This is a genomic window from Labrenzia sp. VG12 (assembly GCF_002237595.1).
Taxonomy (GTDB): Bacteria; Pseudomonadota; Alphaproteobacteria; order Rhizobiales; family Stappiaceae; genus Roseibium.
In genome coordinates, this window is the sequence record NZ_CP022529.1 from 2,904,661 (window position 1) to 2,927,249 (window position 22,589).

The 22,589-nt window shown below is 61.9% G+C and carries 20 protein-coding genes; 1 reads left to right on the top strand and 19 read right to left on the bottom strand.

The features are described 5' to 3' along the window. Positions 1-3 precede the first annotated feature (3 nt). Genes CHH27_RS13560 through CHH27_RS13600 form a run of 9 tightly spaced genes read right to left on the bottom strand, consistent with a single transcriptional unit; the run spans position 4 to position 9,553 of the window. Entirely contained in the window at positions 4-1,167 is a 1,164-nt protein-coding gene (locus CHH27_RS13560; protein ID WP_094072066.1) for a dihydrodipicolinate synthase family protein, read from the bottom strand. A 29-nt stretch (positions 1,168-1,196) separates the two neighbouring features. After that, a complete protein-coding gene (locus tag CHH27_RS13565) occupies positions 1,197-1,511 on the bottom strand; it encodes a Dabb family protein (protein ID WP_094072067.1) in 315 nt (104 codons plus the stop codon). A gap of 2 nt (positions 1,512-1,513) precedes the next feature. Then, on the bottom strand, positions 1,514-3,100 hold the full coding sequence (locus CHH27_RS13570) for a GMC family oxidoreductase (protein ID WP_094072068.1): 1,587 nt from the start codon (positions 3,098-3,100) through the stop codon (positions 1,514-1,516). Between the two features lie 9 nt (positions 3,101-3,109). Then, positions 3,110-3,868, bottom strand: coding sequence for a 3-ketoacyl-ACP reductase (locus tag CHH27_RS13575; protein ID WP_094072069.1), 759 nt, complete (start codon positions 3,866-3,868; stop codon positions 3,110-3,112). Beyond that, positions 3,865-5,349 (bottom strand): GMC oxidoreductase, encoded by a 1,485-nt coding sequence (locus CHH27_RS13580; RefSeq protein WP_094072070.1) that lies wholly within the window; start codon positions 5,347-5,349, stop codon positions 3,865-3,867. Before CHH27_RS13580 ends, CHH27_RS13575 begins: the two co-directional genes overlap by 4 nt. Before the next feature lie 4 nt (positions 5,350-5,353). Next, positions 5,354-6,463, bottom strand: a complete 1,110-nt coding sequence (locus CHH27_RS13585; RefSeq protein ID WP_094072071.1) for an ABC transporter ATP-binding protein — start codon at positions 6,461-6,463, stop codon at positions 5,354-5,356. A 4-nt stretch (positions 6,464-6,467) separates the two neighbouring features. Next, positions 6,468-7,343: a carbohydrate ABC transporter permease gene (locus tag CHH27_RS13590; RefSeq protein ID WP_094072072.1), complete on the bottom strand. Its 876-nt coding sequence runs from the start codon at positions 7,341-7,343 to the stop codon at positions 6,468-6,470. Further along, positions 7,343-8,248, bottom strand: coding sequence for a carbohydrate ABC transporter permease (locus CHH27_RS13595; protein WP_198338422.1), 906 nt, complete (start codon positions 8,246-8,248; stop codon positions 7,343-7,345). The genes CHH27_RS13590 and CHH27_RS13595 overlap by 1 nt, the downstream gene beginning before the upstream one ends. 60 nt (positions 8,249-8,308) lie before the next feature. Further along, entirely contained in the window at positions 8,309-9,553 is a 1,245-nt protein-coding gene (locus CHH27_RS13600; RefSeq protein ID WP_094072073.1) for an ABC transporter substrate-binding protein, read from the bottom strand. Positions 9,554-9,827: 274 nt separating this feature from the next. On the opposite strand from CHH27_RS13600, the gene CHH27_RS13605 reads away from it, so the two are divergent. After that, complete coding sequence (locus CHH27_RS13605; protein WP_094072074.1) at positions 9,828-10,877, top strand: LacI family DNA-binding transcriptional regulator; 1,050 nt, start codon at positions 9,828-9,830, stop codon at positions 10,875-10,877. An 8-nt stretch (positions 10,878-10,885) separates the two neighbouring features. Here CHH27_RS13605 and CHH27_RS13610 read toward each other — a convergent pair whose 3' ends face one another. The 10 genes from CHH27_RS13610 to CHH27_RS13655 all read right to left on the bottom strand — a co-directional run bounded on the left by CHH27_RS13610 (position 10,886) and on the right by CHH27_RS13655 (position 22,573). Continuing rightward, complete coding sequence (locus CHH27_RS13610; RefSeq protein ID WP_094072075.1) at positions 10,886-12,406, bottom strand: aldehyde dehydrogenase family protein; 1,521 nt, start codon at positions 12,404-12,406, stop codon at positions 10,886-10,888. Continuing rightward, positions 12,403-13,176, bottom strand: a complete 774-nt coding sequence (locus CHH27_RS13615; protein WP_094072076.1) for an enoyl-CoA hydratase/isomerase family protein — start codon at positions 13,174-13,176, stop codon at positions 12,403-12,405. The genes CHH27_RS13610 and CHH27_RS13615 overlap by 4 nt, the downstream gene beginning before the upstream one ends. Continuing rightward, positions 13,173-14,747, bottom strand: coding sequence for an acyl CoA:acetate/3-ketoacid CoA transferase (locus CHH27_RS13620; protein ID WP_094072077.1), 1,575 nt, complete (start codon positions 14,745-14,747; stop codon positions 13,173-13,175). The genes CHH27_RS13615 and CHH27_RS13620 overlap by 4 nt, the downstream gene beginning before the upstream one ends. Before the next feature lie 3 nt (positions 14,748-14,750). Beyond that, a complete protein-coding gene (locus CHH27_RS13625; RefSeq protein WP_094072078.1) occupies positions 14,751-15,752 on the bottom strand; it encodes a Gfo/Idh/MocA family protein in 1,002 nt (333 codons plus the stop codon). Between the two features lie 204 nt (positions 15,753-15,956). Beyond that, positions 15,957-16,931 (bottom strand): D-2-hydroxyacid dehydrogenase family protein, encoded by a 975-nt coding sequence (locus CHH27_RS13630; protein ID WP_094072079.1) that lies wholly within the window; start codon positions 16,929-16,931, stop codon positions 15,957-15,959. Beyond that, entirely contained in the window at positions 16,928-17,167 is a 240-nt protein-coding gene (locus CHH27_RS13635) for a hypothetical protein (protein ID WP_094072080.1), read from the bottom strand. The genes CHH27_RS13630 and CHH27_RS13635 overlap by 4 nt, the downstream gene beginning before the upstream one ends. A gap of 34 nt (positions 17,168-17,201) precedes the next feature. Next, positions 17,202-18,293, bottom strand: coding sequence for a 4-oxalomesaconate tautomerase (locus tag CHH27_RS13640; protein WP_094072081.1), 1,092 nt, complete (start codon positions 18,291-18,293; stop codon positions 17,202-17,204). Beyond that, entirely contained in the window at positions 18,290-19,351 is a 1,062-nt protein-coding gene (locus tag CHH27_RS13645) for an isocitrate/isopropylmalate dehydrogenase family protein (protein ID WP_094072082.1), read from the bottom strand. Before CHH27_RS13645 ends, CHH27_RS13640 begins: the two co-directional genes overlap by 4 nt. A gap of 10 nt (positions 19,352-19,361) precedes the next feature. After that, entirely contained in the window at positions 19,362-21,389 is a 2,028-nt protein-coding gene (locus CHH27_RS13650) for a tripartite tricarboxylate transporter permease (RefSeq protein ID WP_094072083.1), read from the bottom strand. Between the two features lie 77 nt (positions 21,390-21,466). Next, a complete protein-coding gene (locus tag CHH27_RS13655) occupies positions 21,467-22,573 on the bottom strand; it encodes a tricarboxylate transporter (protein WP_208988868.1) in 1,107 nt (368 codons plus the stop codon). Positions 22,574-22,589 lie beyond the last annotated feature (16 nt).

A 22,589-nucleotide genomic window follows, 5' to 3' on the forward strand; every position in this document is an offset into this window, starting at 1 on the left:
TGCCTAGTCCACTCCGTGGAGCTTCAGCAGCAGCTTCATCCGTTCAACCGCGATCTCCGGCTTTGACAACACCCGGGCCTGATCCGCAAGCCGAAAAACCTCCGCATAATGCGTGATCTCGCGCGCCGACTGGAACCCGGCCGGCATGATGAAGTGGCTTTGCGCACCGTTCAGCCAGGCCAGGAAGGCAATGCCTGCCTTGTAGAACTGTGTCGGCGCCTTGAAGATCTCACGGCTGAGCGGAACCGTCGGTGCGAACAGGCCGTGGTAGGTCTCAAGGTCGTCTTGGGCCAGGGCTTCAAGGGCCTGGCTGGCGGCAGGGGCAATCGCCGCAAAGGCGCCCAGCAACGCATGGGAATAGTGTTCGCCGTCGCCTGCAATCAGGTCGGCATAGTTAAAATCGTCGCCGGTATAGAGCCGGACACCCTCCGGCAGCCGGGCACGGAATTGCTCCTCGTAGGACTGGTTGAGCAGCGAGATCTTGATGCCGTCGACCTTGTCCTTGTGGGCCATGATGATGTCGAGCACCGCGTCGGACGCCGTCGCGAAATCCGGCGCGCCCCAATAGCCTGTCAGTGCCGGATCGAACATGTCACCCAGCCAGTGCAGCACCACCGGAGCCGCGGCCTCTTCCAGGAGCTTGCCATAGACGAAGGCGTAGTCTTCGATGCCCGCGCTGATCGCCGGAAAGGCGCGCGATGCCATCAGGATCACCTGCCCGCCGGCCGCCTCGACCGCTTCCATCTGTTCGGTATAGGCCGCAAGAATGTCGGCCGTTGTCTTCAGCCCGGACAGCGGCTTCTGATCGGTTCCCGCCCCGCAGGCAACCCGGGGCTTGAGCGGGTGGGCCCTGGCGTCCCGCATGGTCCGCTCGATAAGCTCCTTTGCCGTCGGCCAGTCGACTCCCATGCCCCGCTGTGCGGTGTCCATGGCTTCGGCAAGACCCAGACCCTGATCGAAGAGCCAGTTGCGGAACTTCAGCGTGTTGTCCCAGTCGACGGCGGGCGAACCGATCCACGGGTCGCGCTCGGCAAGCGGATCGGAAACCACATGCGCGGCGGCAAAGGCCGTGCGGGTCAGCGGCACGTTCGGCGCGCGCGGGATCAACGGCTCGCCGGTCAGCTGGTAGGGTTCCAGCTTGTTGTCATAGGTCGGAAGGGTCAGCATCGGCGTCTCCAGAATGCTTTGAGGACCGGTCAGGCCGCCACGGGAATGTCGAGGACCAGAATGCCGTCGAGACCGCCAACGGCATTGTCGACGAGTTTGCCGCCAAGCGCCTTATGATCCGGGTGGGTCTGGTATCGCTCCAGGGCGTCCCAGTCGTCGAAGTCGACGACGAAGCCGTGCATGTAACCGCGTTCGATCTTTTCCGGGCTTTCGCTTCGCCCGGAGGTAATGTCCCGGATCCCGGAGACCTGCTTTTCGATGTCCCGCAACTCTGCAAAGAGACCCGAGATTGTGTCCTCGGACACGTCCGGCTTGAATTTGATGAGAACGATGTGACGGATCATGGTCAGGCCTTCAGGTCTTCGCGGATCATGTCGGAGGCTTTTTCGCCGATCATGATTGCCGCGGCATTGGTGTTGGAGGAAATCACGTTCGGCATGATGGACGCGTCGACGACACGCAGGTTGTCGATGCCGTTGAACTTCAGACGCGGATCGACGACGGCACCGTCATCGCCCCCCATGCGGCACGTGCCGGCCGGATGGTGAGAGGTCTTGGAGTGTTCGCAGATGAAGTTGAAATAGTCCTCATCTGTCTTCAGGTCCGGGCCCGGTAGGCGCTCGGCCTTGATGAAGGGTTTCAGCGGCGCCTGCGCCATGATCTCCTGCGTCAGCTTGAGCCCCCGGATCGACATCTCCCGGTCCCTCGGATCTTCAAGGTAGTTCGGATTGATCAGAGGTTCGGTCGACGGATCGCTGCTCCGGAGCCGCACCGTGCCGCGCGAGCGCGGACGCAGGTAGCAGGAATTGAGGGTCACGCCGCCATCGGGCATCGCGGCAACACCGGACTCAATCCCGGTTCCGAGCCCCAGGTGAAACTGCAGATCCGGCGAGCGGGCTTCGGGATCCGCATACCAGAAGCCGCCGGTCTCAAAGAGACTGGAAGAAACCGGTCCCCGGCGCGTGAAGAGATACTGAAGACCGGCCACCACCGACATGTGCGGCTTGGCATAACGGTCATAGGTATGAGGGCCGCTGACCTCGCAGATGCAGTAGAGATCAAGGTGATCCTGCAGGTTCGCACCGACATTCGGCTGGTCGAGCACAATGTCGATGCCGAGCGCGCTCAGGTCGTCTGCCGGGCCGATGCCCGAGAGCTGCAGCAGTCTTGGCGACCCGATCGCGCCGGAAGACAGGATCACTTCCGATGTTGCCGTCAGCTTCTGACCGTCAACCAGCTCCACCCCGGTCGCCTTGCCGTTCTCGACCAGGATCCGGCGCACGTTTGCACCCGTCTGGACCGTCAGGTTCGGGCGGTTCCGGTTCGGCGCCAGGTAGGCCATGGCCGCGGACGAGCGGCGGGCATTGCGCTGGGTCAGCTGGTAATAGGCGACACCATCCTGCTTCTCGCCGGTCACATCCTCATTCTTCGGAATCCCGAGCGCAGCCGCAGCCTCGAAATAGGCTTCACAGATCGGCAGCGGTGCACAGGGCTTGGCAACACCAAGCGGACCGCCCTGGCCGTGATAGCGATTGTCGTAGGTGTCGTTGTCCTCGGCCTTGCGATAATAGGGCAGCACATCCTCGTACCCCCAGCCCTCGCAGCCGAGTTGACGCCATTCGTCATAGTCGAGCGCGTTGCCGCGGGTGTAGATCTGGGCATTGATCGCAGACCCGCCGCCAATCACCTTGGCCTGAGTATAGCGGAAGACCCTGTCCTTCATGTGCTTTTGCGGCACCGTGTGCCAGCCCCAGGAACCGATGCCCTTGGTCATTTTCGCAAAGCCGGCTGGCAGGTGATAAAACGGATGCCAGTCGCGTCCGCCCGCTTCCAGCAGAAGCACGCTGATGTCCGGGTTCTCGGTCAGCCGCGCCGCCACGACGGAGCCTGCACTGCCGCCACCGATGATGATGAAGTCAAAACCAGTATCCATAGTCTTCTCTCAAAGGCGTGGGATCGAAAGCCCGCCATCGACCTTGATGGTCGTGCCCGTGGCAAAGGCCATGTGCCCGTCGGCAAGCGGAACCACCGTCCTGCCGATATCTTCCGGCTGCCCCCAACGGGCCGCCGGCACCAGGCCGTCTTCAATGCGCGCGGTGTATTTGTCTTTCACACCCGAGGTCATCGGCGTTTCGATGATGCCAGGACGGATCTCGAACACCCCGATGCCGTGAGGCGCCAGACGCACGGCAAAGAGCTCCGCCATCATCGCGGCCCCGGCCTTGGACAGGCAGTATTCGGCTCGCTCGATGGACACCATGGTGGCGCTGACAGAGGTGATGAAGATCAGCGAGCGGTAGCTGTCGGCTTCACGGCCGGTCATGCGCCGCGCAACGTCCTGCGCCAGAAAAAAGGCTCCGCGCAGATTGATGCCCATGACAAAATCGAAACTGTCCGGCCGGAGATCAAGGAGGTCGCCCCGGATCTTGGCCGGCACGCCCGCATTCGAAACAAGGGTCGAGATGGGTCCCAGCTCCTGCTCGACCCGGTCCAGCACGGCCGCATGCCCTTCAATGTCCTGAAGGTCATGCTGGTAATACGCCGTCCCACCGCCAAGCCGTTCCAGGGCCGCGATGACATCCGGATCATCTTCGGCGACCTGCGCCATCAGCGCGATCTTGTAGCCAGCTGCCAGAAGCGCTTCGCAAATGCCGAGACCGATACCTCTTTGACCGCCCGTGACGAGCGCGACCTTCGTCATGCTGCCAGGTCCTTCTTGATCGTTTCCGCAGTGCGCAGCGCCAGCGCCGCTACCGTCAGAGCCGGATTGACGGCGGCCGAGGTCGGCAGGGCGCCGGCGTCGCAGACAAACAGGTTCGGATTGTCCCAGGACCGGCAATCGGGCCCGAGAACAGACGTTGCCGGGTCGTTTCCAAGCCGCACGGTTCCACACTGATGCGACGGCACACGCCCGTCGAACAGCCGCGACAGCACCACCGGGAAACCAGCGTCCTTCAGCGTTTCCCTGGTCTTTTCAACCAGTTTCCGGTGTGCGGTCATGTTGGACCGTTGCCAGATCAACTGGATCTTGCCGTCCTTCAAGACGACCCGGCTTTCGGGGTCGGGAAGGTCCTCGGAAATGAGATAGAGATCCAGCGCGTGACCGGAAATCCAGCGGGCGGCGAATTTCGGCAGGTGAGGCACCTGGATCTTCAGGATGTCCGGCGTAACCCGCCCCAGAAGCTGGACATTGCCAAGCGGTTTGCCGTCTTCGCCATCGTCCAGATACCAGTCATTCAGGCCAAAGGTCTTCTGGTAGACGGAGGTGTTTTTGAACCGCGGGTCGATGGCGATCATTGCCGTCGCGTTGTGGTTCATGAAACAGCGGCCGACATAACCGGAGAGGTTGGCCACACCGGAGCGCAGCAACAGCGCCGCCGATTGCACCGCGCCGGCACAAAGCGCGACCACGCCGGGTGTCAGGCAATGGTCTTCGCCGTCCTTCCTGTAGTGAACCTCATGGATGCGGCTGGACTTGTAGCCGGTGCGCAACTCTGTCACCTGCGCCCCGGTGATCAGGCTGACATTGTCGTGGGCCAGCGCCGTTCTCAAAGAGCAGGTTTCTGCGTCCATCTTGCCGCAACGGGTATCGGGATAGCCGTCCCAGCCGGTCTGTCCTGCATCGAGCCAGCGGTCGATATCAACCCCGAGCGGCAGGCTGAAGGGCTTCGTGCCGACCCGTTCCAGGCGCCGTCTTGCAACCCGGATCGCTTCTTCATCGGGCACCGGTGGAAACGGATAGGGCTGTCCATGCGGTGGTTCGGTGGCATCGGACTGCGCGTCGCCGCGCACCTGGAACAGCTGCTCGGCCGCATCATACCAGGGCGACAGCTCCTCATAGGGAAACGGCCAGGCGGGTGACATCCCGTCAAAATGCTCCAGCGCGCTGAAATCCTCGGCCCGATAGCGCAGCAGGACGGCGCCGTAGAGTTTCGAATTGCCACCGACGTTGTAGTAGTTGCCGGGTTCGAAGGCCTCGCCGTCTTCATCCAGCCAGGTCTCGTTGGAGCGGAAGGCGCTGTTGGTGTAGATGCGCCAGGGATCGCGCGCCGGGGCATCGTCCGGGATCTGGTGACCCCGTTCCAGGATGACGATGCGGGCACCGGACGAGGCCAGCCCCGCTGCCAGCGACGCGCCGCCCATACCGCTCCCGATGATCACGATGTCCGGCGCGTCGTTCATGATGTCAGGCGACCCGGTTTTCCGTTTCCGGATCGAAGGCAACGGCCTTTTCCATGTTGAACGCGAACGGGAACACATCCCCCGCACTCACCGCGACATCCGCACGGAACCGCCCGGTGACATCCTTGCCACCGATCTGGGTAACGACAAACGTGTCGGACCCTGCCGGCTCCGTCACTTCGACCGGTGCCTCGACCATATGGACGGCCTTGGAATTGCGGTCCGCGCCATCCTTGTCGGTGATCGCTTCCGGGCGAATGCCCAGAATGATGTCCCGGCCGATGCTGGACCCGAGCGTGTCATTGGCAAACGGCACCGCTGCCTTGTTGCCGTTGGCAAGGTTGATTTCCGCGGCCGGCTTGCCGTCGACCGCTGTCACCTTCGCCGGGAAGAGGTTCATGGACGGCGAACCCATGAAACCGGCGACGAACATGTTCGCCGGATTGTCGTAGATTTCCTTCGGCGTGCCGAGCTGCTGCACATAGCCGCCGAACATCACTGCAATGCGGGTCGACAGGGTCAGCGCCTCGATCTGGTCGTGGGTCACGTAGACGATGGTCGTGCCGAGCTTCTGGTGCAGCTTCTTGATTTCCGTGCGCATGTCGACGCGCAGCTTGGCATCCAGGTTGGAGAGCGGTTCGTCGAACAGGAAGACATCCGGCTCGCGCACCAGCGCGCGGCCCATGGCAACGCGCTGCCGCTGACCGCCCGACAGCTGGCCCGGTTTGCGGTCGAGGAGATGGCTGATCTGAAGAAGATCGGACACCTGGGCGATGCGCTTTTCACGCTCCGGCTTGGCGATGCCGTGCATCTCCATGCCGAAGGAGATATTTCCGGCAACCGTCATGTTGGGGTAGAGCGCGTAGGACTGGAACACCATGGCGATGTTCCGGTCGGCCGGCTTGACCCCGTTCATGCTGCGGTCGCGGATCGCGATCTCGCCGGAGGTGATGTCCTCCAGACCGGCGATCATGTTCAAGAGCGTGGACTTGCCGCAGCCGGACGGACCGACCAGAACGAGGAACTCGCCTTCTTCGATGGAAATGTTGGTCTCGTGCAGGACCTGGAGGGACCCATAGGACTTGGTCGCCTGTTTGATGTCGAGAAAGCCCATGGTCTTATCCTTTAACTGAGCCGGCCATCAGGCCACGGACGAAGTATCGGCCCGCCACGATGTAGACGAGCAAGGTGGGCAGCGCGGCCATGATCGCGCCGGCAAAATGGACGTTGTATTCCTTCACGCCGGTGGAGGACTGCACCAGGTTGTTGAGCGCAACGGTCATCGGCTGACTGTTGAAGTCCGAGAAGGACGCACCGAACAGGAAGTCGTTCCAGATGTTGGTGAATTGCCAGATGATGCAGACCACGGCGATGGGTCCGGAGGACGGCAGCAGGATGCGATAGAAGATGCGGAAGAAACCGGCCCCATCGATCTGTGCCGCCCGCACCAGTTCTGTCGGGAACGCTGCATAGTAGTTTCGGAAATAGAGCGTCGAGAAGCCGATCCCGTAAACGAAGTGCACGAAGATCAGCCCCGGCACCGACCCGGCCAGCCCCATCAGGCCGAGCATGCGGGCCATCGGGATCAGAACCATCTGGAACGGAATGAAACAGCCGAACAGCAGGAGGCCGAACAGGACGGTCGATCCGCGGAAGGCCCACTTGGTCAGGACATAGCCGTTCAGCGCACCGACCAGGGTCGACAGGGCCACGGCCGGCACCACCATGAGGATGGAGTTGAGGAAATAGGGTCGCAGGCCCGTTGCCTCGACGCCGACCTGGGCCGTCGACCAGGCGCTCAGCCAGGGTGCGAGTGTCCAGTCCTGCGGCAGTGCCATCATGCCGCCGGCCGTGATCTCCGAAAGGGGTTTCAGGGAGTTCACCACCATGACATAGAGCGGCAGCAGGTAATAGATGCAGAACAGGGCCAGGAGCGCATAGAGAATGACGCGGCCTGCGCTGAAGGAGCGGGTGTTGGAGGATGCAGTCGCCATCACTTTTTCTCCCTCAGCTCTGACCAGAGATAGGGCACGATGATCGCAGCGATCGTCATCAGCATGATCACGGCAGAAGACGCACCGATGCCCATCTGGTTCCGGGTGAAGGTGTAGGAATACATGAAGGTCGCGGGCAGTTCGGTGGCCGTACCCGGGCCACCGCCGGTCAGGGCGATCACAAGGTCATAGGACTTGATCGCCATATGGGCGAGCACCACGAAGGCCGACATGAAGGCAGGTCGCAGCTGCGGAATGACGATCCGGCGGTAGAGCGCGAAGGTCGAGGCGCCGTCAATCTGGGCGGCCTTCATCATCTCGCTGTCAATACCGCGCAAGCCTGCCAGGAACATGGCCATCACGAAACCGGACGTCTGCCAGACCGCGGCGATCACGATCGTGTAGATCGCCATTTCGCGATCCTTGATCCAGTTGAATTCGAAACTGGTCCAGCCCCAGCCCTGGACCACCGCCTCAATGCCGATGCCCGGGTCGAGGAACCATTTCCAGGCAACGCCGGTCACGATGAAGCTGAGCGCCATCGGATAGAGATAGATCGTCCGGATGAAACCCTCGGCACGGATCCGCTGGTCAAGCAGGATGGCAAGCAGCAGCCCGAGTACGCAGCAGATCACGATATAGAGGACACCGAAGACGATCAGGTTTGAAACGGCGGTATCCCACGCCCTGATCTTGAACAGGTTCTCGTAGTTTTGCCAGCCGACCCATCCGAAGCTGGGCAGAATGCGGCTGTCGGTGAAAGACAGGTAAAGCGTGAAGAAGATGAAGCCGTAGACGAAGATCGCGACGATCGCGACGGTCGGGCTCAGCACCAGTTTGGGCAATGCGTCACGCAGTCTGTCAACAGCGGAACCGCGCGGGTTTGCCGTTTCAGAAATAGACATGGTCAGTCCCCACCCCCAGGGTGAGAGCGGTGACGGATCACCGCTCTCGTTGGGAGGTTCTTACTTGTTGATCTGGACGGCGGTCACCAGCTCGTCGACAGCGGTCGCGCTGTCATACTCACCGTTGAAGTGAGCGGTGATGACGTCGTACATGGCATTTTTCACGGCTGCCGGATTGGCGTGACCATGTGCCATGGAGCCGTAGAGGTTGCCGCTGTCGGCAGCCTTTTTCAGATCGGCCATGCCCTTCTTGCCGCAAGCGTCAAACGCTTCGTCGGAAACGTCCGTCCGTGCCGGCACCGAACCCTTGACCACGTTGAACGCGGACTGGAAGCTCGGCGACAGGATTGCGGTTGCCAGAGCAGCCTGCTCCTTGCCGACTTCAGAGCCTTGCGCAAACATCGCGAACTGGTCGGCGTTGAAGGTCACCTGGTCCTGCGTGCCCGGGAAACGGAAGCACAGGAAGTCCTGATCCGGAACCTTGTCGGCATTCAGGAATTCACCCTTTGCCCAGTCACCCATCATCTGGAAGGCTGCGTCGCCGTTGATCACCATGGCGGTCGCCAGGTTCCAGTCGCGGCCGGAGAAGTTGTCATCCACATAGGAGCGGATCACGGCCATCCGGTCAAAGGCTTCCTTCATGGTATCGGAACCAAGAGCTTCCTCATCGAGATCGATAAAGGCCTTCTTGTAGAATTCCGGACCACCGGTCGACATGGCCACAGCGTCGAACACGGTCGCGTCCTGCCAAGCCTGACCACCATGTGCAATTGCAGTCTTGCCGGACGCTTTCACTTTTTCCAGGGCTGCAACGAACTCGTCCCAGGTGGTCGGAACCGCAATGCCGAGTTCGTCGAGTACAGCCTTGTTGGCCCAGACCCAGTTGGTGGAGTGCACGTTCACCGGAGCGGACACCCACTTGCCGTCATGCTTTGCGAATTGCTGAAGGGCAGCCGGCACGACGTCGTCCCAGCCTTCCAGGCCAGCCTGGATGTTCAGATCGGCGAGAGCGCCTTCACCGGCCCAGTCGAGAATGTCGAAACCAAGCATCTGCACGGCGGTGGGCGGGTTGCCCGAGGTGACGCGTGCGCGCAGCACGGTCATGGCCTGGGTGCCGCCGCCACCGGCAACCGGCATGTCCTGCCAGCCGATGCCCTGGCTCTGCAGGTCATCCTTCAGAACGTTCAGTGCGGCAGCTTCACCGCCGGACGTCCACCAGTGCAGAACCTCAACGTCTTCTGCCTGAACGCTGGTGCTCGCCGCCAACAGGGCAGCTGCAGCCGTCATCATCGATAGTTTACGCATGGTCTTCCTCCCTTAGCGCATTTCAAGATATCACGGGTGCCGGACACTGGCATCCCGATCTTAACGCAACGTCTATTGTAACGTTGCAAACTGGATCGGTGTCAATGAAATTCAGCATGGGTTTCGGAAAAAGTTTTGTTGTTCTTTTACATATGATTATGGGATCAGCGCCAATTTTGCAGCGCAGCACGTTTTCAAGTTGTAACGTTTTAAATTCCCGGATTAGACTTGAATCGCAATCTGGGCTAAAAAGCTGTTGTTGAAGTGAACGGGCATGACGCGAAAAACCTTGGATTCCGAAGACACTAGCGCCGCCGAACCGGCATCGCGTCCCACCTTGCGCACGGTTGCAGCCGAAGCCGGTGTTGCGGTCACCACGGTCTCGCGCGCCCTTGCCGACGATCCCAGAATTGCCGAAGCCACCCGCAAACGCATTGCCGCCGTTGCCGACAGATTGGGCTACGTTCCCAACCGCGCCGCCCAGCGCCTGCGCACCGGCCGCACCAAGGTGATCAGCCTGCTGCTCAACACCCGCCACGAATTCCTGAGTTTCACCTCCGAATTTCTCGGCGGCATGAGCGAGGGCCTTGCCGGCACCGGCTATGCCATCAACATCACCGCCGACCGGCTCTCCTCCGATCGGCTGGAGGTCATTCGCAACATCCGCCGGCACTCTCTGGCCGATGCCATCGTCTTCACCCGGACCGAGTGTTTCGACGAACGTGTCCGCTATCTCCTGGAGCACGACTTTCCGTTCGCCACCCATGGCCGGACGGATTTCACCACGCCGCACCCCTTCGTCGATTTCGACAATGAGGCCTTTGTGCGCATGGCCATCGAACGGCTCGCCCAGAAGGGCCGGCGCCACATCTGCATCGTCATGCCCAACGAGCGGTACACATTCGGTCAGCACCTGCGCTTCGGCGCCCGTCAGGCCGCGATCACGCACGGTGTCCAGCTCACGGTCCCCGATGACATCGATCTCGATACCGAACCCGACGAGATCGCCGCCAAGCTGCGTGCCCTCCATGCGTCGGCCAACGCGCCCGACGGCTATGTCTGCGTCGGCGAGGTCATGGCGCTGATCACGCTGGCCTATCTCGGCGACATGGGCCTGACGCCCGGCAACGAAGTCGACGTGGTCGCCAAGCGCGCCTCGCCGATCTCCAATCATTTCCGCCCGAGAATCGAGACCATCGACGAGGATCTTCGCGCCACCGGACGGGCGATCGCAAAGGTCCTTCTCGACAGGATCGACGGTGCCCCGATGGAGAAGATGCAGGTTCTTCTCCAGCCCGAGGGTCCGTTCTCGATTTCGGGTTAGGGTTCTCATTACGACACCCAGGGCTCCCGCGTCCGGCCAATCCGCATGGTCACGGTCTTGGCTTCCAGGAACTCGTCGAGACCGTATTTGCCGAGCTCTCGGCCCTGCCCGCTTTCCTTCACGCCGCCGAAAGGCAGTTCGGCAAAGCCGTCCATCCAGGTATTGGTCCAGACCGTTCCCGCCTGCGCCTTGCGCGCGAACTCCAGGCAGGTGTGGACGTTTTCGCTCCAGACACCTGCCGACAGGCCATAATCGGCATCGTTGACCAGCGCGATGGCCTCCTCCAGCGTCTTGAAGGTCAACACCGACAGGACCGGCCCGAAGACCTCCTCGCGGGCGATCGGCATGTGGCTCTCGACATTGGCGATCACGGTCGGCTGGTAGAACTGTCCGGTCAGGCCGGGAACCGACAGCGGCTCCCCGCCCAACCGGACACTGGCTCCGGTCTTGCTCGCATCCCGAACATAGCTATCGATCTTGTTTTGATGTTCAGGTGTGATGATCGCGCCGACTTTGGTCGATGTGTCCAGCGGATCGCCGAAGGGCACCTTCCTGGACAGGTCAACCGTCCGTTTCAGAAACTCTTCGGCGATGTCCTCGTGCACGATGATCCGGGAGCCGGAATTGCAGCATTCGCCAGCATTGAAATAGACGCCGAACGCGACAGCATCGACGGCGCTTTCGAGATCCGCATCCGGGAAGATGACCTGCGGGTTCTTGCCGCCAAGTTCCAGCGACACTTTCTTCAGCGTATCCCCGGCGGCCTTGACGATGGCCTTGCCGACGGCTGTCGAGCCGGTGAACGTCACCATGTCGACCCGCTTGTCGGTGGTCATCGCGGCCCCGACCGGGTCGCCATAACCCAGAACAATATTGGCAACGCCTGCCGGCAGGCCGGCCTCCAGCAGCAATTCGCCGAGGATCACCGTGGTTGCCGGCGTCATCTCCGAGGGCTTGATGACCGCCGTGCAGCCAGCGGCAAGCGCGAAGGGCAGTTTCTGGGAGACGATCAGGAACGGGAAGTTCCACGGCGTGATGATCGAAACAACACCGATCGGCTCTTTCAACACCAGGCCGAGAAAGTCGCTGCCAAGCGAATTGTGGCTCTCACCATGCATGGTGCGGGCCAGCGAGGCAGCGTATCGCCAGATATCCGCAGCCCCTTCGATTTCGGCCAGCGCCTGGCTGATCGGCTTGCCGGATTCCAGCGTTTCAAGAAGAGCGATGCGTTCCCGGTCGCGGTCGATCAGATCGGCCACCTTCAAAAGCAGCGTCGCCCGGTCCTTGCCGCTGGTCTGAGACCAGTTCCCCTTGTCGAAGGCGCGGCGTGCGGCGGAGACAGCGGCATCGACATCGCCGGCGCCGCCCCTGGCAGCGACCGTGACGAGGCTGCCATGGGACGGAGACACACGTTCAAAGGTGGCCCCATCCGCACTCTGGCACCAGTCGCCGTCAATCAGGTGACGGGCGACAAAAGGCTCGGCCGGGAGCTTGGCTTCGCTGATGGATACGACGTTCAATTCACTCATGACTGGGTTCCGGAGAAATTCGGTTTGCGCTTGTCCTTGAAGGCGGCAACGCCTTCGTTGCGATCATCTGTCGGGCTGATCATCCCGGAGCCGAGCGCCTCGATCATGGCACTGCGGTCCTCATTGACGGCCGCATGGATCATGTATTTGGCAACCTCGACGGCGCGGCCGGACTTTGCAGTCAGCTTGTGCGCCATGTCGAAGGCTGCTTCGTTCGGATCCTCGGCGATGTCCGCCACAAAACCGGCGGCATGTGCCCGCTCGGCAGAAATCCGGCGCCCGAACAGAGCCATTTCCTTGACCATCGGCTCACCGATCAGGCGGATGAGGCGCTGCGTGCCGGACCAGCCCGGAACGATGCCGACCGAGGCTTCCGGCAGGGCGAGCGTTGCGCCGGGCGCCATGACCCGGATATCGGCCGTCGCCGCAAATTCAAGGCCACCGCCAAAGGCATGTGCGCCGATGGCCGCCACGGTCGGCTTGGAAAGACGCGCCAGGCGGTCGAACACGCGGTGGCCTTCCCGCACCCAGTGACGGGCAAAATCAAACGGGCCGAGTTCCGCCCATTCCAGAATATCAGCCCCCGCACAGAACGCCTTGCTTTCGGCTGCCGTGATCACCACCGCGCGGGTCGACGCGTCGCGCTCCAGCTCATCGCAGTGGGCTTCGAGCGCTCTCAGCATGTCCAGCGTGAACGCATTGAGCTTGGCCGGGTTGTCCAGCTTCAGCTCGGCAATTGCGCCATGGCGAAAAAGATGCAGCGCACTCAAAGGCTCAGCTCCATCCTGCCGCTGGACAGAAGCGACTTCGGCATTTCCTTCAAGGTGTTGGCGAGGTGAACCCGTCCCCTGGAGGCATCGACGATGTCGCGGGCGGGATCGATGCCGGGCATGATCTCGGTTGCAACAAGACCGGACTCGGTCAGCTGGATGACACAGCGCTCGGTGACATAAAGGACATCCTGGCCGAGCTCCCGCGCCCGGCGGCCGGAGAAGGTCACATGCTCGACCTCGTCGACCATCTTGGTGAACTTGCCCGGTTTCCTGACGGTCAGAGCCTCGTCGGTCAGCTCGAGTTCGGCGCCCGCTTCAAAGAGACCAGAGAAGACGATCTTGCGCGCATTGGCCGTGATATCGACAAATCCGCCGCAACCGGCCGTCAGATAGGGTTTCTTGCCCAGCTTGGAAACGTTGACGTTGCCGTCGAGATCGATCTCCAGGAAGGACAGGAAGGAAACATCAAAGCCGCCCCCCTGAAAATAGGTGAATTGCTGCGGCGACGGCATATAGGCGTCGGCGTTGGAGGCACAGCCGAAGGCGAAACCGGTGAGCGGCATGCCGCCCGTCGCGCCTTGCTCGATCGCCCAGGTCACCGCCTGTTCCTGACCGGCTTCCAACAGCACACGCGGCACCATGGCGGAAATGCCGAAGCCGAGATTGGCGGTTTGACCGGCACTCAGCTCCATGGCTGCACGGCGCGCAACAATCTTTTCCACGCCGTGTTCGGCCAGGGAAAAGCTGGACCACGGCCGCATGATCTCGCCGGAGATCGCCGGATCATAGTCGGTCTCGGTTGTCTGGCGCTGGTCCGGATCGACGACAATCAGATCCACCAGGTGGCAGGGCACACGCACATCGTGGGGCCGCAGCGAGCCGGCAGCCGTCACCCGCTTGACCTGCGCGATGACAAGGCCGCCGTGGTTGCGCACGGCAATCGCCTGCTCCAGCCCGCCCAGATAGGCGCCTTCGTGCTCGTAGGTCAGATTGCCGTTCTCATCCGCGGTTGTCGCCCGGATGATGGCGACGTCCGGAACGATGTTCGGGAAATGCAGCCAGGTCTCACCGCCAAGCTCAAGCCGGTTGACGATGGGCCGCTCGGCGGCCACCTCGTTCATGGCGCAGCCCTGGCGGATCGGATCGACAAACGTGTCGAGACCGACCTTTGTCATGACACCCGGACGGCGCGCTGCCACATCACGGTGCATGTCGAAAAGAATGCCGGAGGGTACGTTATAGGCGGCAACCCGGTTCTCCACGAGCATCTGCCAGATGCCCGGCATCGGCAGAGAAGAGGGACCGGACGGATAGGACCCGGCAATGATCGTCGACAAGAGGCCGTCCTTGGCAATGTGGTCGATGCCCTTGATGCCGTACATGTCGCCGGCTGCAATCGGGTGCAGCGTGGTAAGGTTCCTCGGGTGCCCTTCCCTGTCGAACCTCTCGCCGATGGCCTGAAGGATCCGGTCGGGGCACCCGAGGCCGGAGGAAGAGGAAACGGTAACCGTCGCGCCGTCCTGAATGCGGGCGGCAGCGTCGTCCATGGAGACGATCTTGGACGCCATGGCTCAAAACCCTCCGTAGTCGACGTCGACGGCTTTGCCCGAGCGGGCCGCCTCGCGAACGGCCAGAGCTACGGCAAGCGACTTCACGCCGTCCGCCCCGTCGGCAGACGGACGGCCGCTGCCGGCGACGGCGCCGGCAAAAAGACCAAGTGCGCGGTGATAGAGATTGTGGGTGTCGTAAGCGACGTCGGTCTCGCCATTGGCATCCACCAGCTTGACCGTACCAACCGGCTCCTGCGTCATGACATTGCGCGCGAAGATCGAGCCATCGGTTCCATGAAATTCGATCCCGGTCCCCGCAAAGCCGTGCGTGAAGCTTTCATGGGTCTGCACCATTGCGCCCGAAGGCATCGACCAGACCGACATCACGCTGTCCTCGACACCTTCGCCCATGCCGGACGTCCCGGCCTTGGCGATCACATCAATCGGGTCTTCGGCGAGATGAAAGCGGATCGTGTCGGCATCGTGAACGGTGATATCCGGAATGACGCCGCCGCCTGCCGACGCATCATTGATGCGCCAGCCACGCAGGTGTTCGGGCAGATTAACCGCGTGAAAGACCCGCGCGCTGAGGACCTTGCCGATGCGGCCGGAGGCGATCAGGTCGCGGATGGCGAGATGCGACCCGGCATTGCGCAGATGGTGATTGGTCGCGAAAACGACGCCTTTGTCCTCCGCGGCCCGCACCATCTCGACCGCCTCGACCAGCGTCATGCCCAGAGGTTTCTCGCAGAGCACATGCTTGCCGGCGGCAATCGCCGCCAGGGCCTGGGGATGGTGTTTCTCGTTGGTCGTGGAGATATAGACCGCACCGATGCTGTCATCGGCCAGCAACGCATCCAGATCCGTATAGCTATCGGGGATGTTGTTATCCCGCGCAAAGGCTTCGCCGCGGGATGCATCCGAGCTCAGGACGGACTGGATCTCCAGACCCGGCTGCACGCGGATCGCGTCGATCACATAGCTGGATGCAATCCGGCTCGCGCCAATCAGTCCCCAACGCATTCATTCCTCCCGAGCGATCTTTTTTGGAACGTTCCAATTTTCAGGCATAGTTATTGGAACGTTCCAAAATGTCAAGATGGATCTCATGGAAAAATCCGCACCTGTCTTTCGGGAGTGCCTGCGAGCACGCGCAAACCTGTCCGGCCCCGGTCCGCAACGCGGACCGCCTTAGGGGGCTTCCGAAAGGCCCGGCCCTGGGAGCACTCAAGCCGTCTGCCAGACCTCGGGATTGATCATGTGGATCGGCGCGCGCTCCGCGTAGGCATTCACCTGGTCGAAAATGTCCGAAAACTGAAGGTCGAATTCGTCCTCGGTGACATAGCCGACATGGGGCGTCGGCAGGACGTTGGGATGGGTCAGAAGCGGATGGGCGGTGTCGGTCAAAGGCTCGGTGTCGAAGACATCAACGGCTGCAAAGATCCGGCCCTTCGCAATTTCCGTTTCCAGAACGCCCGGCGCAATCAATCCCGATCTCGACGTGTTGACCAGAAGGGCGCGCGCCTGCATGGCGGCAAGATCCTCCGCCGTGATGATGCCGCGCGTATCCGGTTTCAGCCGCACATGAAGGCTGACGATATCCGATGTTGCAAAGAACGCTTCGCGGCTCGGCGCAACGTTTACCCCGTCTGCGATCGCCCGCTCGCGGCCGCTCTTAGAAGCCCACCACTGGATCTTCATGCCGATGGCCTCGGCATAGGTTGCCACTGCCTTGGCGATGCGGCCATAGCCATAGAGCCCGAGCGTGCGTCCCCGCATCGTTCGGCCGACCCCCATTTGCCACTCCCCACGGCGGATTGAGGCAACCTGCTCGGGGATCTGGCGATAACTGGACAACATCAGCGCGAGCGTCATTTCAGCCGCCGCATAAGACGGTGTGCCTGCATGCATGTTTGAACACAAAAGCACACCATTGCGGCTGCAGGCCTCCACATCGATATGCGGATAGACGCTGCGCTGAGAGATCAGTTTCAGTTTCGGCACCTGTTCGAGCAGCTCCGCCGTGATCTTCGTGCGTTCCCGAAAGAGCACCAGCGCTTCGGCCTCCTGGAGCCGCGCGGCAAGAGCTACCGGATCGGCCACATGATCGGTCCAGACCGTTACGTCATGGGCAGCAAGCTTTTCAAAGCAGGGCAGACTGCGAAGCGTGTCGAACCAGTCGTCGAGAATATGAACTTTCATCGGCTTTCCACACCACTTCCGTCGACGAGCGTGCGCGGGGTCGGCACGAAGATCTCCCGGTTGAGAACATCCAGCGCGCGGGTCAGCTGCGTCCGCTTCGACAAGAGCGAATTGTAATCAACATCGCATCCGGCAACGGGCGTCGGATATGAACGGATCTCATCCGCGATCTGCTGGCGCGCAATCTGAAGAGCCAGGACGGCCGCTTCGATATGTGCATCATATTCCGTCCCCATTCCGTTCTCCTCGTTTTCCTTCAAAAACCGCGTATCAGTTCCGGGTCCAGACCGTCCCCGGAATGAAGACTTCTCCGGTCGCAAGCTTGCGCGCGGTGCGCTGCAGGCCCGCCGATTTCACCAGAAACGTATCCCCGTCGATGTCATAATCGATCACGACTTCCATCTTGCCCATCGGGTGTTCCAGCTGAAGCAAGACCGGAGCTGTTGCCGGCCCGTCAAGCAGCCCCTCCCCGATCGTTCCGGGAGCGAGAAGGCACGAGGCCAGGCACTGAGATCCCGTGACAGCAAGCGTCGGATGACACTTCCAGGGCATGAAATAGCGCACCAGGGCCGATCCGCCATCTTGTGCCGGGGCCAGCAGCCCGAATTTCGGGATTACCGATTTGCTGACATCGCCAAGCCCCATGCGCTCGCCCGCGATGAGACGGATCGCTTCCATCTTCGCAAAAAGATCCTTGTTGGCGTCCAGCTCGGCGGCGCTTTCCGTTCCCGTTATGCCGAAATCGGCCGCACGCCCGATCACCATCGGCATGGCAACATCCATGCACGTGACGGCGACATCGTTGATGATTTCCTGTTTCTGGCCGGTCGGGAACAGGGCCCCGGTCACGCTGCCTTCCACCTTCATGAACCGCAGCTCGATCGGTGCGGCCGTGCCCGGCACGCCATCAATGGCCGCCTCGCCATCATATTGAACGGCACCGCCCGGGGTCTGGACAAGTTCGGAGACCAGCGAGCCCGTGTTGACGGCGCGGATCTTCACCTCGGTCACATCACCGGTTGGTTCGACGAGACCCATTTCGATGGCCGCCGGACCGACGCCGACCAAGATGTTGCCGCAGGAGGGTTTGTAGTCGACCAGCTTCTCCTCCACACCGACCTGGGCAAAGAAATAGTCCACATCGGCCCAGTCGTCGTCCGACCTGGACAACATCGCAACCTTGGTGGTCACAGCCGTGCCGCCGCCAATCCCGTCAATATTGAACGGGTGGCCTGCCCCGACAATTGATGTCAGCACATTGGAAAGGTCGTCGAGATTTTCCGGCAGATCCTTGCGCCGCAGATAGGGCCCGCGCGACGACCCGCCGCGCATGAAAATGAAGGGGGTTGATGTCTGGATCATTCATCCGTCTCCCGAAGCAAATCGATGACACTGTCTGTGAAGGCTGTTGTGCCGAGAGGACCGCCGATATCGGCGGTGCGCGTTGCCGGTCGTGACAGCGCTTCTGTCAGCGCTGTCTGGATCGACAGGGCGACCGGCGGGCAGCCAAGCTGCGCCATCAGCATGGCCGCAGAGCCGATCAGCGAGGTCGGATTGGCCTTGTCCTGGCCTGCGATGTCCGGAGCGGAGCCGTGCTGGGCCTGGGCCGCGGCGTGGTGCGGTCCAAGATTGAGAGAGGCGGCAAGGCCAAGCCCCCCGGCAAGTTCCGTTGCGAGGTCCGAGAGAATGTCGCCGAACATGTTGGTGGTGACGATGACGTCGAAGCGGGAGGGATCCCGGACCAGCAAGGCCGTTGCCGCATCGACAAGAACCTCGTCATAAGCGATGTCCGGGTGGTCAGCAGCGATCTCGCGAATGACCTCCAGAAAGAGACCGTCGCTTGTGCGCAGCACATTGGCCTTGTGAACCGCCGTCACCCGCTTGCGGCCTTCACGCTCAGCATTAGCGAAGGCGGCTCGCCCGATGCGTTCGCTTGCATGCCGGGTGACCAGGCGCATGGCCATGGCGACGCCCGGCACCGGCATGAATTCACCCGGTCCGGAATGAAGATTTCGATCCGCGTAAAAGCCTTCCAAGTTCTCCCGGAAGATCACCAGGTCGACCGGGGCTCCCGTCGGCGTCGGCAACCCGGCAACGCTTGTTGCCGGCCGGATGTTCGCAAAGAGATCCAGCTCCTTGCGCAACACGCCGGAGGGATTGAGCCCGCCCGCTTCGCGCGGAGGATAGGCGTTGTGCGAGACAGGTCCGAGGACGACGCCGTCGGCGGCCCTTGCTGCCTCGATCACGCTCTCGGGGATTGTGGAGTGCTGCGCCTCAAGCGCGGCAAAACCGATCTCCCGGTCTTCAAACTGCAGGTCCAGGCCATGGCATGCGGCCGCAGCGGCGACCACCTTTTGGGTGGCCACCATGATCTCCGGACCGATGCCGTCACCGGCAAGACAGAGAAGCTTCAGCGCCATGACCTGCTCCTCAGGTCAACGGCCAGGGCAGCTTGACGAAGGACTGCAGCAGGCCCGGCGGAAAGTCGCGGTTGAGCAGCCAGGCCATGCCGCACATGAAGGCGATGCCGCAGGCCCCGTAAAGACCGGCATATCCCCAACTGCGCCCTGCCCGGAAGTGGATGAATGCCACCAGGAACACGGCCAGCGCCAGGATGAAGCCGACCAGCGAGGTCAGGATCAGCAAGCCGGCGAACCAGGCCAGCGTCCGCCACAGGCCGTGCCGGTTGTCCTCCGAGTTTCCGGCTTCACTGTCGCAGAAAAGCGGGTCCTGTTCCGAGCTTCCGCGCATCCGGAACAGGAGGATCAGGCAGCCGACGATCGAGACGAGGCCGACAAATTGCGGGAACACGCGGTCCGCCGATGCATAGTCCGGGATCAGCGACGCGTTGGTGAAGGCAAGGGCCAGGTAGCCCAAAATGGCGAGCAGGAAGATCAGCGGCGCCCTCTTGGTGCCATGCGGCACCTCGCCTTCCGCGCGGATATTCTTGGACTGGCGCAGACCGACCACCACCGAGATCACCGTGATGATGATCAGGACGATGACAATCGGCGAGAAGATATATTCCAGTCCCTCTTCGAAGCCCTTGCGGAACCGGGATTGCGCAATCTGAACGGCCTGGTTGGTATAGGTCTCTGCCGGGTTGGACAGGACGAAGCCGATCAGGAAGGCTGGACGGGACCAGTCGAACCGGCGCATCAGGATACCAAGCAGACCAATGGCAAACAGCGCCACCAGATCCATCAGGTTCTGGCCCGACTGGAACGCGGCAAAGGAGATGATCATGAACAGGAACGGGGCCAACAGCGCGAACGGAATGGTCGTCAGCCGCGCAATGCCGCCGGAGCCCAGGATACAGATGATCGTGCCGACGACATTGGCCAGCGCCAGCAGCCAGACGATGGCATAGGTCACATCGAGATTGTTCTTCAGCATCGACGGACCGACTTCGATCGAGCCTGACCCGAGCAACGCAACCGCGCCGATGAAGACGGCCATCGATCCGGAGCCCGGAATTCCGAACAGCAGCGTCGGTACCAGTCCGCCGCCTTCCTTGGCGTTGTTGGAACTTTCCGGCCCGATCACGCCGCGAATGTCGCCATTGCCGAATTTCGATTTGTCCTTGGATGTCTGGACCGTGTGGCCATAGGCGATCCAGTCGACCACCGAGCCGCCAAGACCCGGGATGACACCGACAGTCACGCCGATCAGCGAGCAGCGGATGCTGAGCCAGATATTGGAGAACCAGTCACGCACGCCGTGCAGCCAGCCGCCGCCGAGCATGGAGCGCTCGGCAATGGCGCGGTCCTGACGCAGCAGCGCAACGATTTCCGGAATTGCAAAAATGCCGAGACCGACAATGACCAGCTTCAGCCCGTCGGTGAGATAGGGCATGTCGTAGGTGGCCATGCGCAAGGCACCGGCGCTGTCGCCTTCGCCGATCGTGCCCACCATCAGGCCAAGACCCGCGGCAACAATCCCCTTGATCGCCACCTGGCCCGCCAGAATGCCGACCATGGAAAGGCCGAACAGAGTGATCATAAGAAGTTCTGGCGTTCGGAATTCCAGCACGATCGGCCGGGCGACCAGAATGAAGACGGTCAGGAAAGCAGCGCCCACAAGGCCGCCAAAGAGAGACGAGGCAAACGCCGCGGAGAGCGCGCGGGCCGCCTCCCCTTTCTTGGCGAGCGGAAAGCCGTCCAGAACGGTTGCCTGCGAGGCCGACGAGCCTGGAATGCCCATCAGAACGGACGCGAACGTGTCGGAGGTTGGCACCACGGCGACCATGCCGATCATCAGGGCGAGACCCAGAACCGGGTCCATGCCGAACATGAAGGGCAGCAGCAGGGACAATCCGGCAATGCCGCCAAGGCCGGGAAACACGCCGATGCAGAGCCCCATGACCACGCCGAGCACGAGGTAGCCGAGGACCGCGGGCTGGAAGATCATCTCTGACGCCTGGGCGAGCGCAGGCAGAGCGGTACCGAGAATGTCCACTGGATCGTCTCTGATTTGATTGTCTGAAAGAAGGGGCCCGCCCGGTCAGACCCGGGCGGGCGGGGCCGGTTCTGCCGTTACTTCAGGGAGACGCCGTAGCGTTCCTGCAGCCAGCCGACCACGAAGTCCTTGGCCGCTGCCGGCACCTGAGTGGCGTTCTGCAGAGCACCGTCAGCCTTTGCGCCTGTCATCTGCGGATATTTTCCGAGACGGCCGGCTGAGATCTCGGCAAAGTCGCCCCGTGCCTTGACCTTCTCAAAGGCCTGGGAATAGGTGAGGATCGCCTCGGGCGTTGCGCCCTTCGGCAGGAACACCATCTTTTGCGCCGGGAAACCGGAGATGAAGAAGGCTTTCCAGGCATCCCACTTTTCGCCAGACGTTTCACACCCGTCCGTTGCTTCACAGACTTCCTTGAAGGTCGGCATGTCCGGGAATGTCGGATCGCGAACGATGTCGCCGTCCGGATTCAACGCGCCCCAGCTCATCATCGGCACGGCCGTGCCGGCTTCGACAAGCGGTGTCACGCCCTTGAGGTAGGACGAGGACGTCTGGTAGTCGATATTGGCTTCGCCGCGCTCGAACATCAGCCGGCCGTCACCGCGCCCCTTGATGCCGAAGACCGGCTCCACATTGAGACCGAGCATCTCCCAGGCCAGCAGCGGCACCAGGTCGAGGCGTGTTGCGCCCTGCGAGCCATAGATGAAATCGGTGTCCCGCAAGGCACTCGCGTCATTGCCGTTCATCTTGGACGCCAGATCCGGCGGCAGATAGGCGACACCACCCGTACCGGATGCCAGAACCACGTTCCAGTCGCCGTATTCATAGCGGACACGCGGGTCGCCGAGCAGATACGGGAACTGCGTCGAACCGGACGAGCCGAAGATCAGGGTGCCTTCGCTGTCTGCAAAGTCCTGGTTCTGGAACCAGTTGGCGCCCTTGGTGGAACCGGCCCCCGGCATGAACTTCACAACCACGGTCGGCTGGCCCGGCAGGGCCTCGCTCAGGAGCGGCGCATAGAAGTTCGCCCATTTGGCGGACCCACCGGTTTCGGAGAAGGGAATGACCCACTCGACGGTTTTGCCGGACAGGTCGATGCCTTCGGCCAGGGCCTGGGCCGGAACCAGCGCTCCGGCAGTGCACATCACACCAAGCGCGAGCTGGCGCGCAAGCTTCTTAAGAATCATGTTTTCCTCCCAATGG